At 42.3% G+C, this 15,963-nt stretch carries 10 protein-coding genes; 9 read left to right on the top strand and 1 reads right to left on the bottom strand.

Annotation, left to right across the window (positions count from 1 at the left end):
- Positions 1-11 precede the first annotated feature (11 nt).
- The 9 genes from rpoC to AC058W_RS10665 all read left to right on the top strand — a co-directional run bounded on the left by rpoC (position 12) and on the right by AC058W_RS10665 (position 14,686).
- Positions 12-3,752 (top strand): DNA-directed RNA polymerase subunit beta', encoded by a 3,741-nt coding sequence (rpoC, locus tag AC058W_RS10705; RefSeq protein ID WP_117674953.1) that lies wholly within the window; start codon positions 12-14, stop codon positions 3,750-3,752.
- Between the two features lie 437 nt (positions 3,753-4,189).
- Positions 4,190-6,238 (top strand): serine/threonine-protein kinase, encoded by a 2,049-nt coding sequence (locus AC058W_RS10700; RefSeq protein WP_118247502.1) that lies wholly within the window; start codon positions 4,190-4,192, stop codon positions 6,236-6,238.
- Complete coding sequence (locus AC058W_RS10695; protein ID WP_117674950.1) at positions 6,222-7,037, top strand: PP2C family protein-serine/threonine phosphatase; 816 nt, start codon at positions 6,222-6,224, stop codon at positions 7,035-7,037. Before AC058W_RS10700 ends, AC058W_RS10695 begins: the two co-directional genes overlap by 17 nt.
- Before the next feature lie 14 nt (positions 7,038-7,051).
- On the top strand, positions 7,052-8,281 hold the full coding sequence (locus AC058W_RS10690) for a hypothetical protein (RefSeq protein WP_118247522.1): 1,230 nt from the start codon (positions 7,052-7,054) through the stop codon (positions 8,279-8,281).
- Positions 8,282-8,703: 422 nt separating this feature from the next.
- Entirely contained in the window at positions 8,704-9,978 is a 1,275-nt protein-coding gene (locus AC058W_RS10685; protein ID WP_118247501.1) for an extracellular solute-binding protein, read from the top strand.
- A gap of 176 nt (positions 9,979-10,154) precedes the next feature.
- Positions 10,155-11,045: a carbohydrate ABC transporter permease gene (locus AC058W_RS10680; RefSeq protein ID WP_278277948.1), complete on the top strand. Its 891-nt coding sequence runs from the start codon at positions 10,155-10,157 to the stop codon at positions 11,043-11,045.
- A gap of 12 nt (positions 11,046-11,057) precedes the next feature.
- The gene (locus tag AC058W_RS10675) at positions 11,058-11,903 is read left to right on the top strand and encodes a carbohydrate ABC transporter permease (protein ID WP_117845793.1); all 846 of its coding nucleotides are present in this window, start codon (positions 11,058-11,060) and stop codon (positions 11,901-11,903) included.
- A gap of 83 nt (positions 11,904-11,986) precedes the next feature.
- Positions 11,987-13,522, top strand: coding sequence for a glycoside hydrolase family 32 protein (locus tag AC058W_RS10670; RefSeq protein ID WP_118136147.1), 1,536 nt, complete (start codon positions 11,987-11,989; stop codon positions 13,520-13,522).
- 165 nt (positions 13,523-13,687) lie between these two features.
- Complete coding sequence (locus AC058W_RS10665) at positions 13,688-14,686, top strand: LacI family DNA-binding transcriptional regulator (protein WP_118247500.1); 999 nt, start codon at positions 13,688-13,690, stop codon at positions 14,684-14,686.
- 112 nt (positions 14,687-14,798) lie between these two features.
- On the opposite strand, the gene AC058W_RS10660 is transcribed toward AC058W_RS10665, so the two are convergent.
- Positions 14,799-15,938, bottom strand: coding sequence for a serine hydrolase (locus AC058W_RS10660; RefSeq protein ID WP_243009334.1), 1,140 nt, complete (start codon positions 15,936-15,938; stop codon positions 14,799-14,801).
- Positions 15,939-15,963: the final 25 nt, after the last annotated feature.

Genomic DNA, 15,963 nt, shown 5'->3' with positions numbered 1-15,963 from the left:
GGAAAGAATACATGGCAGAAACAACTAACGCCAATGAAACATATCAGCCAATGACTTTCGATGCCATCAAAATCGGACTGGCGTCCCCTGAGAAAATCAGAGAGTGGTCAAGAGGCGAGGTTTTAAAACCTGAGACCATCAACTACCGTACCTTGAAACCGGAGAAAGACGGACTTTTCTGTGAGAGAATCTTTGGACCGAGCAAGGACTGGGAGTGCCACTGTGGAAAGTACAAAAAGATTCGCTATAAAGGCGTTGTCTGCGACAGATGTGGTGTAGAAGTTACCAAATCTTCTGTACGTAGAGAGCGTATGGGACATATCGAGCTGGCTGCTCCGGTATCCCACATCTGGTATTTTAAAGGAATTCCGTCCCGTATGGGTCTGATCCTTGACATTTCTCCGAGAACTCTGGAGAAAGTTCTTTACTTTGCAAACTATATCGTACTGGATCCGGCAGATTCCGGACTCCAGTACAAACAGGTACTTACAGAGAGAGAATATCAGGATGCCCGCGAGGCTTACGGATATAATTTCCGCGTAGGTATGGGTGCAGAATCTATCAAAGAGCTTCTCGAAGCAATCGATCTTGAGAAAGATTCCGCAGAACTTAAGAAAGAATTAAAAGATGCTACCGGACAGAAACGTGCGAGAATCATCAAACGTCTCGAAGTTGTAGAATCTTTCCGTGAGTCAGGAAACCGTCCTGAGTGGATGATCATGACTGTTATCCCTGTAATCCCGCCAGACCTTCGTCCGATGGTTCAGCTGGATGGTGGACGTTTCGCAACATCTGACTTAAATGACCTTTACAGAAGAATCATCAATCGTAACAACCGTCTGAAGAGACTTCTGGAGTTAGGTGCACCGGATATCATTGTTCGTAACGAGAAACGTATGCTTCAGGAAGCAGTTGATGCCCTGATAGACAATGGTCGTCGTGGACGTCCTGTAACAGGTCCTGGAAACAGAGCCCTGAAATCTCTTTCTGATATGCTGAAAGGTAAATCCGGACGTTTCCGTCAGAACCTTCTTGGTAAACGAGTTGACTATTCCGGACGTTCCGTTATCGTCGTAGGACCGGAACTTAAGATTTACCAGTGTGGTCTTCCGAAAGAAATGGCAATTGAGCTGTTCAAACCATTCGTTATGAAAGAGCTTGTTGCAAACGGAACTGCACACAATATTAAGAACGCTAAGAAAATGGTTGAGAAGCTGGAGCCGGCTGTATGGGATGTTCTGGAAGATGTAATCAAAGAACACCCGGTTATGCTGAACCGTGCACCTACACTGCACCGTCTTGGTATCCAGGCATTCGAACCGATCCTTGTAGAAGGTAAAGCAATCAAACTGCATCCGCTGGTTTGTACTGCGTTCAACGCTGACTTCGATGGTGACCAGATGGCCGTACATCTTCCGCTTTCACAGGAAGCACAGGCAGAGTGCCGTTTCCTTCTGTTATCACCGAACAACCTGCTGAAACCTTCTGATGGTGGTCCTGTAGCCGTTCCTTCACAGGATATGGTACTTGGTATCTACTATCTGACACAGGAAAGACCTGGAAACAAGGGTGAAGGCAAATATTTCAAGAGTGTAAACGAAGCAATCCTTGCTTATGAAAATAAAGTAATCACACTGCAGTCCAGAATTCACGTTCGCTGCAGCAAGACAATGCCGGACGGAACTGTTCTGACCGGTACAGTAGAATCTACACTTGGACGTTTCCTGTTCAACGAAATCCTTCCTCAGGATCTTGGTTTCGTAGACAGAAGTATTCCAGGAAATGAACTTCTTCTTGAGGTTGACTTCCTGGTAGCTAAGAAACAGCTGAAACAGATTCTTGAAAAAGTTATCAATACTCACGGTGCTACAAAGACTGCTGAGGTTCTTGATGCAATCAAAGCTACAGGTTATAAATATTCCACACGTGCAGCCATGACTGTTGCCATCGCCGATATGACCGTTCCGCCTCAGAAACCGGAAATGATCAAACAGGCCCAGGATACTGTAGACCTTATCACAAAGAACTACAAACGTGGTCTTATCACTGAAGAAGAGCGTTACAAAGAAGTTGTTGATACATGGAAGAAGACTGACGATGAGCTGACACATGCTCTGTTGTCCGGACTTGATAAATACAACAACATCTTTATGATGGCTGACTCCGGTGCCCGTGGTTCCGATAAACAGATCAAACAGCTTGCAGGTATGCGAGGACTGATGGCCGATACAACCGGTCACACAATCGAGCTGCCTATCAAGTCAAACTTCCGTGAAGGTCTTGACGTACTGGAATACTTCATGTCTGCGCATGGAGCTCGAAAAGGTATGTCCGATACCGCTCTTCGTACAGCCGATTCAGGTTACCTGACAAGACGTATGGTTGACGTTTCTCAGGATCTGATCGTACGTGAGACAGACTGCTGTGAGAACAGAGATGAGATCTCAGGTATGTATGTAGAATCCTTTACAGACGGTAAAGAAGAGATCGAAGGACTTCAGGAGCGTATCACAGGTCGTTTCTCCTGTGAGACAATTAAGAATAAAGATGGCGAAGTTATCGTTAAAGCTAACCATATGATCACACCAAAACGTGCAGCCCGTATCATGAAAGAAGGCGTGGACAACCAGACTGGCGGATCTATCGAGAGAGTTAAGATCCGTACAATTCTTACATGTAAATGTAAAGTTGGTATCTGTGCGAAATGTTACGGTGCGAACCTTGCAACAGGTGAAGCTGTTCAGGTTGGTGAATCTGTTGGTATCATCGCAGCACAGTCTATCGGTGAGCCTGGTACACAGCTTACCATGCGTACATTCCATAGTGGTGGTGTTGCCGGTGGAGATATCACACAGGGTCTTCCTCGTGTCGAGGAGCTTTTCGAGGCAAGAAAGCCGAAAGGTCTTGCCATCATCACAGAGATTCCTGGTGTTGCTGTTATCAATGACACTAAGAAGAAACGTGAAGTTATCGTTACAGATCAGGAAACAGGTGAATCCAAGACTTACCTTATTCCTTACGGATCCCGTATCAAGATCACAGACGGACAGATTCTTGAAGCCGGTGATGAGCTTACAGAAGGTAGCGTAAATCCGCATGATATCCTGAGAATCAAGGGTGTACGTGCAGTTCAGGATTACATGATCCGTGAAGTACAGCGTGTATATCGTCTCCAGGGTGTTGAGATCAGTGATAAGCATATCGAAGTTATTGTTCGTCAGATGCTGAAGAAGATCCGTATCGAAGATAACGGAGATACAGAATTCCTTCCTGGAACACTGGTTGACTTCCTTGAATATGAGGATGTTAACGAACAGATGGAAAAAGAAGGCAAACAGCCTGCAGATGGAAAACAGGTTATGCTTGGTATCACCAAGGCATCTCTTGCTACAAACTCCTTCCTGTCAGCCGCTTCCTTCCAGGAAACAACTAAGGTTCTGACAGAGGCTGCTATCAAGGGCAAAGTTGACCCGTTGATCGGTCTGAAAGAGAACGTAATCATCGGTAAACTGATCCCGGCTGGTACTGGTATGAAGCGTTACAGAGATGTAAGACTGAACAGTACAATGCCTGAGCCAGAAGCTCCTGTTGAAGAAACAGCAGAGGAACTTCAGGATGAAGAGATCAAAGACGATGAGATGATCACAATGGATGAAGAACTTCCGGAAGAGGAAGAATTCGATATTGAAGAATTTGATGCAGATGAAGCTGATGATGTGGAAGATGCTGATGATACAGAAGATAACGAATAATTCCTGATTTCGGCACAGGATTTTTATCTGGATTGATTGAATTGCGAATATTCGCTTTAATATGAATGATAAGAGGACTATTATACTGACAGAATTGCTGGTATGGTAGTTCTCTTTTTGATATTATAAAAGATTTAACCAAGTACTGTTCACAGGTAGTATCCCGCGAGGTGTTTTTTGTGAGCGAAGGTCACAGAAAACCCGAGACATACCGCGCGACTTTATGCGATTAGCATAAAGTCTGTGCATCGCGAAGCGTGTTACTGGGCACGGAGTGAACAGTAACTTAACCAAAAGATTCCAGTGGAGATAAAAAGAGAAAAATACAAAGAAGTCGGGTTTTGTGTTATAATTTGCAGATAAGACGAAGATTTGTTTTATGATTTTGATATCATAATGAAAGTATTATAGATATAAGACAAAGAAGGAGGTGCAGCATGGATAAAGAATTGCCGGTTTCGGCATGGCCGGAATGGAAGATCATAGAGAAGATCGGCGAAGGTTCTTTTGGAAAAGTTTACAAAGCGCAGAGAACAGAACGTGGAAAATCTTTCTATTCAGCCATTAAGATCATCAACATACCCGGAAGCCAGAGCGAGCTAAACAGTGTACGTTCCGAAACGGGAGATGACCAGTCCACCAGACAGTATTTTCAGAATCTGGTAGAGGAGTGTATCCAGGAAATCAGCACCATGGAGTATTTCCGGGGAAATTCTTATATTGTTTCTGTAGAAGACTTCAAGGTTATGGAATATCTGGATGCCATAGGCTGGGAAATCTCCATACGAATGGAATATCTTACCAGTTTTATTGATTATTGTGCAGAGAAACAGCTGACTGAAAATGAAGTGATACAGCTTGGAATGGATCTGAGTAAAGCACTGGAGTATTGCCGGAAACTTAAGATTATTCACAGAGACATCAAGCCGGAGAATATTTTTGTATCCAGATTTGGCGATTTTAAGCTTGGAGATTTCGGAATTGCCCGTGAACTTGAGCGGACAATGAGCGGATTTTCCAAGAAGGGAACTTACTCCTATATGGCTCCGGAGATGTATAAGGGCGAGAAATATGACAGCAGAGTGGATATTTACTCCCTTGGAATTGTACTATACAAATTGATGAACCACAACAGACTGCCATTTATGAGTTTGGAAAAGCAGTTTATTACATACAGAGATAAAGAGAATGCATTAAATAAGCGTGTCGCAGGTGAGAAGATGAGCGTTCCGGCGGATGCAGGAGAGTTGTTCGCGCAGATTATTCTGAAAGCCTGTGCCTATGATCCTGCGGAGAGATACCAGACTCCGGAGGAGTTTTATCGTGCGCTAGATGATCTGAAGAATGGAAGAATTATAAAGAATCGGCAGATATCGCAAAGCGAGATGCCTTCATCTAAGATTGCATCAACTGTTGGAAACCGGTATAGGACACCACAAATTACATTCGAACAGAGCTCAAAGAGCCAAAATGAAAAGAAAACGGGATCAGAGATACGGGATGTACAAGAGCAGAATGTGTCTAAAAAGAAAAGCCAGTCAAGTGGACAAAATATTTCAGACAGAAAGAGATTATCAGATGCTCCATCACGCAGTTCCGTAAATAGAAAGACAGCAGCTGTTACATCAGGGCAAAATCCGAATAGGACGAGAACAGCAGATGCATCAGTACAGACTGCTGTATCAGCAGATAAAACGCAGCAGCGAAATGCAGGCGCAGCAACAAGTGCTACAGTTTCAACGGTCAGAAATACGAGTGCTACAGCCTCAGCGGTTAGAAGTACAATTACTCAGGAAACACCATCAGAGACAGTTGCGATGAGATCTGCCAGGGCGGTAGAAGCCAGAAAACGCAGACGCAGAAAGAAGCAGTTGTTGCGAAGGGCACTGGTTGCAATCGTAGCAGGAGCAGCAATACTGGGTATGGCAGGCATTTACTATAAAGTAAGTCTGCGTAACCAGCAGGCAAATCAGGAAGATAATCCGATTGCAATTCTGGAGGATAAGAAATACAGCTCCTCGAAATCTGATTCCAAAGATTTCTCAAAGACATTGGATACAATCAAGGAGCAGGCAACAACGATTACGGACAATCTGGACAGCTATGACTGGGTTGGTACAGAGGGAACTGTTTTACGATATCTGCGCAGAGTTAAGACTACTCAGCAGTCAGACGGAAATATGGACATTGAAAGCGAATGCATGAAAGCTCTGGTTTACCCGGCAGAGTCAGAAGACGGTGTTTATGAGGAATATTTCTATTGGGGTGAGAGGCTTTTCTTTGCATATATCTGGTATGATGAAACTTCAGAATACTATTATTATGATGACGGTGAGCTGATCCGCTGGATCGATTCCAATGGCAAATGCCATGACAATGAAACAGATAATGATGAGTTTGTAAAACGTGGCGAGAAATACTGGAATAATTCACTGAAAGCATTGAAGGGAGAAGGTACAAAGACAGACGATGGCGTATCAGATTGAGTGTGCATATACCTGCCATATGGGAAATGTCAGGGCAAATAATGAGGATAATTTCTGGTGCTTTGGAGAATCCCTCCCAATGAACAATGAGGGGACAAAAGGCATCTGTTCGAAGATTATTTCCGGAAGCAGAGTACCGGCAATGGCAGTATTTGACGGCATGGGAGGAGAAAGCTGTGGAGAAGTAGCAGCTTTTCTCGCTTCCGAAGAATTTGGAAAATTTTACAATACAAATAAAAGAATGCTGAGAGATATCCCGGAAGAGTTCATAGATGGAATATGTAAGAAGATGAATCAGGCAGTATGCAGTTATGGGACGGACAACCATATTCAGAGTATGGGCAGTACCATGGCGATGGTTCTATTTACGCCGGAGTCTATGTTTGCCTGCAATCTCGGAGACAGCAGAATCTATCTCTGGGGTGAAAATAAACTGCGCCAGATTTCTACCGATCATGTTCTGGGAAGGTCGATGGTGGGAAAAGCTCCATTAACACAGTATCTGGGACTTCCCGAGGATCTGCAGATGCTGGAACCATCTGTGGCAGAAATCGAGCATAAAGAAGGTTATAAATATCTGCTGTGCTCGGATGGGGTGACGGATATGCTTTCGGACAGAGAAATCGAAGAAATTCTGTCGGGAGGTCTGGGGCTTTCAGAAATGGTAGATACTCTTTTACAGACTGCACTGGATAAAGGCGGAAGAGACAATGTGACGATCGTGCTTTGCGAAGTGCAGAAGTTAGATACGGTCCGAATGGTAAAAACATGGATGAAAAATCTGAAAGATAAAAAATGAGAGGTGAAGGCAGTATGAAAAATCGTATGCAGGATCTGGACTTTGAGCAGACGGTGGCATTTGATAAAGTACAGGATTATGAATTTACCAGAAGGGCAGCTCAGAGATTCCGCCAGGTAGTAAGCCTTGACAGTTTCGAAGATGAGGATTCAGATGTTATTTTTCATTATTTATATAAAGAGATGGAGCTGGTATCCTTTGGCGATCACCTGAAGCGTTACATTTATGAGAGAGCAGAACTGGAAGAACCTTTCTCAGAAGTTCCACAGGAGGTATATAAGGAAATCATACTGGATTCATTTAAAGAGACCTATACCCCCAAGTCAATGAATCCTACCTCAACGAAATTATCGGCGCTGGTCAATAATTGGCTGAATCAGGCTTCAGTAAAAAGAGAAACCGTTTTCCTGCTTGGATTCGGATTAAAAATGACAGCCGAAGATGTTTCGGATTTTCTGACCAGAGTATTAAAAGAGCAGGATTTTGATTTCCACAATCCGGATGAGGTAATCTACTGGTATTGTTACAGTACCCAGCAGGGATATCACAAAGCAGAGGAGTTAAAGAAGAAATATGAAACGCTCTCTCCGGTAGAAATGGATAATACTCAGGTTCTATACGGAAATAGTCTCTATCTGGATACAGAAGAGAAGCTGATAGATTATCTTGCAAAACTGAAGGCTAAACGAGTAGATCCGATATCCGAGAAAAGCCAGGCATTCCAGGAATTTACGAGACTGCTTTATCATGCAAAACAGATTATCGCCGGACTTTATCAACATGATGAGGAGGAAAAAGGCGGGGATAAAGTGTGGACAGCAGAGAGAATCACACCGTCCGATGTGGAAAAAGTAATCTGCAGCGGGATTCCGATTAACAAAATGGGAAATCTGAAAAAGATGTCGGCTTCCATTCTCGCAAAACATTTCAGCCAGAAGCGTTTCAGCAGACAGAGAATCACGAACATCCTTAGCCACAAACTCCCGGTGGAGCGATTTGACCTGATCACGCTGGAGTTTTTTATTGTATCGCAGGAGATGGAGGATGATGATCCATTTAACAGATACAAGAATTTCCTTGATGAGATTCAGGACATCCTGCTTCGATGCGGAATGGGCGAAATCTACATAGTGAATCCTTATGAATGTTTCCTTCTTATGTGTCTCCTGACGGACTGCCCTCTGGCAGTGTTCTCGGAGATATGGGAGAAGTCCTATGAAGAGGGAGAAGCTGAAGAGGCATAATGGTATAAACAGGAGAAGCCTTTTGCTTTAAGCAGGATAAATCAGTTCGGGATTGCCGGACATAGATTGTTCTATTCTGCATAGGCAGAGGGCTTCTTTTTTGCTCTTATTATTTTGTAAAAAGAACTGCGCTTTGTGCATAATATATAAAAAAAGATATATAATATTGTTGAAAATATTAGAAAAGTAAAAAACAGCATAATTGTCTCTTGACTATGAATCGTTTCAACTATATAATAAAACCATCAAATGAATCGTTTCATTTTTGAAGCAATCATTGATATCAATAATGCATTCATAAAAGTGCTTATCTGAATCCGGCAGATGGAAAAATACTTTTGTGAATGCAAAAAATAAAAGCAAAAATGAAACGTTTCAAAATCAATCCACATAACCAAACTCAAAAATCAGGAGGACGAACAATGAAGAAAAAAGTATTGAGCGTAGTAATGGCAGCAGCTATGATGACATCTGTATTCAGCGTAACAGCTGTTACAGCTTCTGCAGCAGATGCAGAAGAACTTACTATCTGGGTTCATGAGACAGACTCACCGGAAGGACAGCTTTATAAAACACTGATCGATGAATTTAATAAGGAATATGAGGGAACTTATCATGCAACTTTAACTCAGATCGCAAGAAGCGGTGACGCAGGTGGATATGATGATAAAGTTAATGCAGCGATCACAAACGGCGGACTTCCGGATGTATTCACAGTAGATGGCGTTGCAGTTGCACAGTATGCAGATGCAAATGCAATCGTACCGATCGGTGATTATTTCAAAGAAGACGAATTAGCTGATTTCAACCCGTCTATTATCCAGCAGGGTACATACAATGATGAATTATATACATTAGGTGCTATGGACTCCTCTGTAGGTATTTTCTATAACAAAGATATGTTTGAAAAAGCAGGAATTGAGCCTGCTACAGCAGAAAAACCATGGACTCTTGCACAGCTTGAGGATGCAGCTAAAAAACTGACAACAGATGACTGCTATGGAATCACAATGTCTCTGGATGCAAAAGATGAGACATGTATCTACTTCTTCCTTCCACTGATCTACTCTCAGGACAGCAGCGTACTGGACAAAGACGGAGAAACAGCAGAAGGCTTCCTTAACGGTGATGCAACTAAGAATGTATTTAACTGGATCAAGGACATGGCAGACAATGGATATGCAAGTGCAACACCTGCAGAGAACAGCTTTGAACTTGGTCAGGCTGCAATGGCTCTGACAGGATCCTGGGAACCAGGTAATCTTGCAAAATATGATATTAACTGGGGTCTGATGCCAATGCCTGTTTATGATGAGAATTCTACTCCGGCATCTGCTTGCGGTTCCTGGACATTTGCAATGAGCAGCAACTGCTCTGATGAGAAAAAAGAAGGCGCAGCAGAGCTGATTCGCTTTATGACAAGCACAGATGCCAGTGCAAGAATGTACGAAGCAAACGCAATGCCGCCTGCAAGAAGTTCTGCATTTGAGAAAATTGACGCATTCAATGAAGAACCACTGAACGTATTCAGCTATCAGTTACAGAACACAGCAAAAGCAAGACCTGTATCTGTATACTATCCGATCCTCAGCAATCAGTTTGCAACTGCATTACAGAACGTACTTACAGGTATGGAAGTAGATGAAGCTCTGGATCAGGCTGTAGAGCAGTATAACTTCCAGGCAGATATTTACTAATCAGTAATTGTGACTGCAGAGTTTGCTGAACTCCATAAAAAAGTTTCGAATTTCCTGTGACAGAATTCCGGGGCATCATACATGAAAGGTGTCCCGGAATTTGAATTGTAAAGGCGGATCACAAATTTCCGCTTTACTGGCTGAATCTCTGATATGAGTAAAAAGGAGGGTTTCCGGTGAAAGCACCCAGAAAAAAAATGACAAAAGAAAACTGGACGGGACTGGCATTTGTTGCACCTGCATTTGTACTTCTTGCTATTTTCCTGTTTGTTCCGTTCTTTATGACGGTTGGATATAGTTTTACTAATTACAATATTCTGAAACCAGACAGAATGGAATTCGTTGGATTGAAGAACTTTATCCGCCTGACTCAGGATACAGTATTTATGAAGAGTATTGTGAATACATTTGTATTCGTAATCCTGGTAGTTCCGCTTCAGGTATGCCTGGCACTTGGCCTGGCTTTAATGATCAACCGTAAGATGAAAGGAATTTCAGTTTACAGACTTGCATTTTTTGCACCAACTGTATTATCTCTGGTTGTAGTTTCCATTCTCTGGACATATATTTACAATCCGAACAATGGTTTGCTGAACTCCTTACTTGGAAGTGTGGGAATTGGGCCGTTTAAATTTCTGAATGATCCAAAGACCGCAATGCTGTGTATTGTTATTCTGTCAGCATGGCAGGGCTGTGGTTTCCAGATGATGATCTTCTTATCCGGTCTTCAGGATATTCCGCAGTATCTGTATGAGGCAGCAGCAGTGGACGGCGCAACAAAGTGGAATCAGTTCTGGAATATCACAATTCCGGGATTAAGAAATATAACAGTATTTATTTCTCTGTCTATTGTAGTAAGTGCCTTCCAGCTGATCATCCAGCCAATGATGATGACTGCCGGTGGTCCGCAAAATTCTACCATGACGATCGTATATGAAATCTATCAGACTGGTTTCAAATACAACAAGATGGGATATGGTTCTGCAATGGCACTGGTATTTACAGTTATGGTACTGATCCTTACATTGATTCAGAACAAGCTGACAAATAAGAGTAACGAAGATTAGGAGGAAAAATAAATGTATAAAAAACCATCTCTGCCAAAACAGTTTCTTATATATATTGGTATGACAGTGGTAGCATTAATTTTTATGTTTCCACTGATCTGGATGATCGTTTCTTCTTTTAAAGATGATGCCATGATCTTTTCAGATATTACCAGTCTGAAGGCTTTTGTACCGGCATTCAAAGAAGACGTATTTTTTAACTATAAAGAGGTTATCTCAAAGCTTCCTCTTGTAAAAGCAATGCTGAATTCACTGTCATATATTATAGTCATCATTGCTTTGGGACTGATCGTAAATTCTATGGCAGGTTATGCATTTGCCAGATTAAAATTCCCAAAGAAAAATCTGCTTTTTGCACTGATCCTGGCAGTTATGATCATTCCGGCTCAGACAGTTATGCTTCCGCAGTTCTCTATTATCTATAAGATGGGACTTTCAAACTCTTATCTTGCACTGATCTTGCCGGCGATCGCAAGCCCTATGTATATCTTCCTGTTCAGACAGAACTTTATGGGAATTCCTGAGAGTATTGAAGAAGCTGCCAAGCTGGATGGCGCCAGTGCGATTAGAACCTTTTTCCAGCTGGTCGTGCCTCTGGCAAAACCGGTGTATGCAACTGTTGGTATTCTTGTATTTATTGCCTGCTGGAATGATTTTGTATGGCCGGTTATGGTAATCTCAGACAGCTCCAAACAGACCATCCAGATGGCTCTGAGCAGTCTGTTCAGTATCCAGCCGGTTAACTATGGAAATGTTATGGCTGGTCTGACATTGGTAACAATTCCGGTACTGATCATTTTCCTTAGTCTTCAGAAATACTATGTGGCAGGAATTGCATCTACAGGAGCGAAAAACTAATCGGCTGAAGCCATAAAAAATGAAATGAGCAACAACTGGAAGTATAAGATTTTTGAACGGAACAGCTAAATGGAGGATACAAAATGATATTAAACGTTGAAAAACCGTATATCTGGCTCCCGGTAAGCAAAAATGCACCGGAAAGAAAGCTGCATTTTTATATAGAAGGAAAAAAAATCCAGGAGATCGATATTCATCTTGGAAAAACAGATTGTGAATTTTACGGATGCTGGGATGCTTCTGCGTTCTTAGGAAAAGATCTGCAGGTAGAAGGTGCAGACAAGGAACTTCTGGAAGGAATTTTCTGTTACGGGAAACCTTATGATAATGTATATCCTTATCGTCCGAAACTGCATGCTGCACCTGCAACAGGATGGCATAATGACCCTAATGGTATGGTTTATGCAGATGGATTTTATCATCTCTATTATCAGTGGAATCCATATGGAAGTATGTGGGGAAATATGCAGTGGGGTCATGTAAAGAGTAAGGATCTCTATCACTGGGAACAGGAAGGACTGGCTATTGCACCGGATGAAACAGGAACTGTTTACTCCGGCTGCGGAATTCAGGATAAAGATAATCTGACAGGCTATGGCGAAGGAACTTTGTTGTACTTCTATACAGCTGCAGGCGGCAGAAATCAGTGGTCTGTAGATGCAGGAAATCTGTTTACCCAGAGACTGGCGTATTCTACAGATGGAGGAAAAACTCTTCAGAGATCAGAAAAATTCTGTATGCCTCATATTGTAAATGAGAACAGAGATCCTAAGGTTTTTTATCATAAAGAAAGCAAAGCATTTATTATGGTATTATACTTGGACGGATATGATTTTGCTGTCTATCGCTCAACAGATCTGCTGAACTGGGAGGAAACTCAGAGAATTTCAGAGCCTGGAATGTGGGAGTGTCCGGATCTTCTTGAACTGGAAGTTAAAAATGTGCCAGGAGAAAAGAGATGGGTATTCTGGTCCGCAGATGGTTACTATATGACCGGAGAATTTGACGGGTATAAGTTTAAACCTGACGGATGCCGTAAATCCGGGTATAGCTCTGTACTGCCCTATGCAGCTCAGACATTCAGTGGTGTAGATGACAGGGTGATCAGTATGGCATGGCTCCGTATGAAGAATGACAGAGGAAATTACAGAGGACTGATGTCCCTTCCAACAGAATTATCCCTGGTAAAAGAAGGCAGTGATTATAAAATCTGTTTTGCACTTGCCAAAGAACTTGAGAATCTTGAAACAGAATGGTATGATAATCTTAAAAATACGATTTCTCCTGAGGGACAGGCATGCAAGATCGTTCTGACTCCGGAAGCAGGTACTAAGGGAGAGTGGAGACTGACAATAGGAAGCCTGAGACTGATAGTGGATTTTTACAGCAATATCCTGAGTATTGAGGATACAGAAACACATGTATATTATATGAGGGAAAGAATCTCAACAGAACAGGAAATCAGCTTCATTTTTGATCAGGAAGTTATTGAGGTATTTGCAGAAAACGGAAAGGTATATGGAGCAGCGGAAACAGAAGAGAATATTCTGGGTATGGACTGGGAAGTTTTCAGAACAGAAGATTTAAAAGTTTCAGAAAAAATGTGTCTGTATAAATAAAGATTTTTACCGGATCAGGTAAGAATCCTGTTTCAACTATAGTCTGTCCGGATGAGAAACATGAACGCAGATCGCGAAACGTCTGCGTTCATGAGCATATAGTGGAAGTAGATGACTTTGTCCGTTTTATAAGCAATATACAGTAAAAAATATCAGGAGTTGTATATGGTAACAATTAAAGATGTGGCACAGGATGCAGGGGTAGCTGTTGGAACTGTTTCCAAGGTGCTGAACGGACAGTATGTAAGTGAGAAAAACAGAATAAAAGTAGAAGCTTCTGTAAAAAAGCTTGGGTATCAGATGAACTTCTATGCCAGAGGTCTGAAAACAAAGAATACCTACACAGTAGCGGCACTTGTACCTGAAATACTGAATCCTTTTTTTGCAGAGTGGGTTTACTATATTGAGCAGGAATTGTATAAAAATGGTTATAAACTGTTGCTGTGTAATACACAGGGAATGCCTGAGAAGGAAGAATATTATTATCGTATGGCAGAGCAGAATAAAGTGGATGGCATTATCTGTGTTACATATCAGGATGTTGAGCCATATGTATCGGAAAATATTCCTCTTATCTCTCTGGACAGACATTTTCACAAAAAAGTAAGCTGTATCAGTTCAGATAACTATCATGGAGGAGAACTTGCTGCACAGAAAATGATTTCAACAGGAAGCAGACATCTGCTCTATCTGAGAAATGGGTCAGAGATTTCCGGAGAGACGTTGAAGCGGGGGAAAGGATTTAAGAGCTATTGTGATGCTCATGGAGTCTACTGTGAAACATTAAATCTTGGAGACGATTTTGACCTGGTCAGAGGAAAAGCTTCTGTGGAAGATGTATTAAGGAATTTTATCATATCTGCAAGAAAGACCGGAAAAATGAGGTACGATGGTATCTATACCAGCACAGATCTGCTTGCGAAAGCTTTACTGGAACAGCTGCAGTTTCTTGGTGTGGAAGTTCCGGAGGAAGTTCAGCTTGTGGGACATGATGGAATGCAGTGGATGAACAGCGGAAAATATCTGGTATCAACGATCGTACAGCCTGTACCGGATATGGCACGAAAGGCTGTGGAACTTTTATTAAAGAAAATAAAAGGGGAAGAGATAGAAACATTGACGATTCTTCCTGTTGAATTTGCAGAAGGAGGCACAACCCGTTAAGGGATGTGCCTCCTTCTTTTAATCGAATCAAGTAAGTTCTTTGTTTCAACTGTGAATATCTATCTGATTTATGACAATTATCTGGATAGACTGTAGATTCAGAAGATAGTGTTTATTCATTATAATATCCGTAGATAGCGCGTGCATCTGCAGCAATGGTGCTCTGGGCTGCGCCGGTATCGGTGAGATCCTGTGACATGAAGCATACAACAAGATCAATGCCTTTGGCAGTGTCATAGATGATCGCTGCATCATTTTCTACTGTGTCGAGTTCGCCGGTTTTGTTAGCGGTGCCAACGCCCTCAGGGAGCTGAGCCGGAATCTTATTCTTGCGTTGCTGTGTTTTTAACTGGAAGTACATGGCGTCTGCATTTGTGAGAGTAGATGATGGAAGAGTTCCATTGACTACCTGATAAATCTGTTTTAAGAATGTTCCACAGTCTTTGACGGATGTATAATTGTCACCATTTTCTTTACCGGCGAGAAGGAGCCGGTTCATCTGTGTGCTGGTGAAACCATGTTCCTGACAGAAATTATTTACTTTTGCCATACCAGCGGCATCATTGCCGTTTCCGAGCCAGTTTACCAGAGTATTGGCAGCATCATTATCGCTGACGGAGATCATGGCAGAAATATTGCTGTCTATTTCTTCGCTGTTATGGGACTGGGCAATTGTTCCATAATTTTCGTAGACAGCACCCATGATATAAAGTTTGATCAGGCTGGCAGCCTGCATTGGAGTGTCATTGATCGTTCCATCGGAATCTTTCAGCAGGTTGCAGACATATACGGACCAGGTTCCGTTATCTGTTGGGAGTAGTGACTGTACCTGATTCAGAAGATTATCCATACTGGAGTCTGTGTTGTCAGTGAATGTGGTGCCGGAAGAAGGGGAAAGTGTTCCTTCCTGTTCTGATCCTGGAGCGGGTTCTGGTGATTCAGATTGGGCGGCAGCAGTTGTTTCTCCTGTTGTTGTTTGAACGGAACTTTCCTGTTCTCTTAGTTCATCCAGCTGATCTGCCTGGCTGATAAGGGTGTTCGCATCAGTTGAGATATCCTGTACGGTGTTGGAAAGTGTCTGTACTTTCTGCTGGAGGGTGACAAGATGGTTCAGTGATAAGAAGGAGACTGCAGCCAGTGCAATAACAGCAACTGTCAGTACGCCAATCACTGTATACAGGAAAACTGGTTTTTCGCTTTTGGAAAATCTGTCAGTTTCATTATTGTTGTTATCAGAGTTTTTCATGCTCATTTGATTGTTTCCTTTCATATTAATA

It is taken from the genome of Blautia sp. CGZ-1-C1 (genome assembly GCF_056504575.1).
Note: the sequence above shows the minus strand (reverse complement) of the source record. Positions and strands in the feature narration are given on the sequence as shown.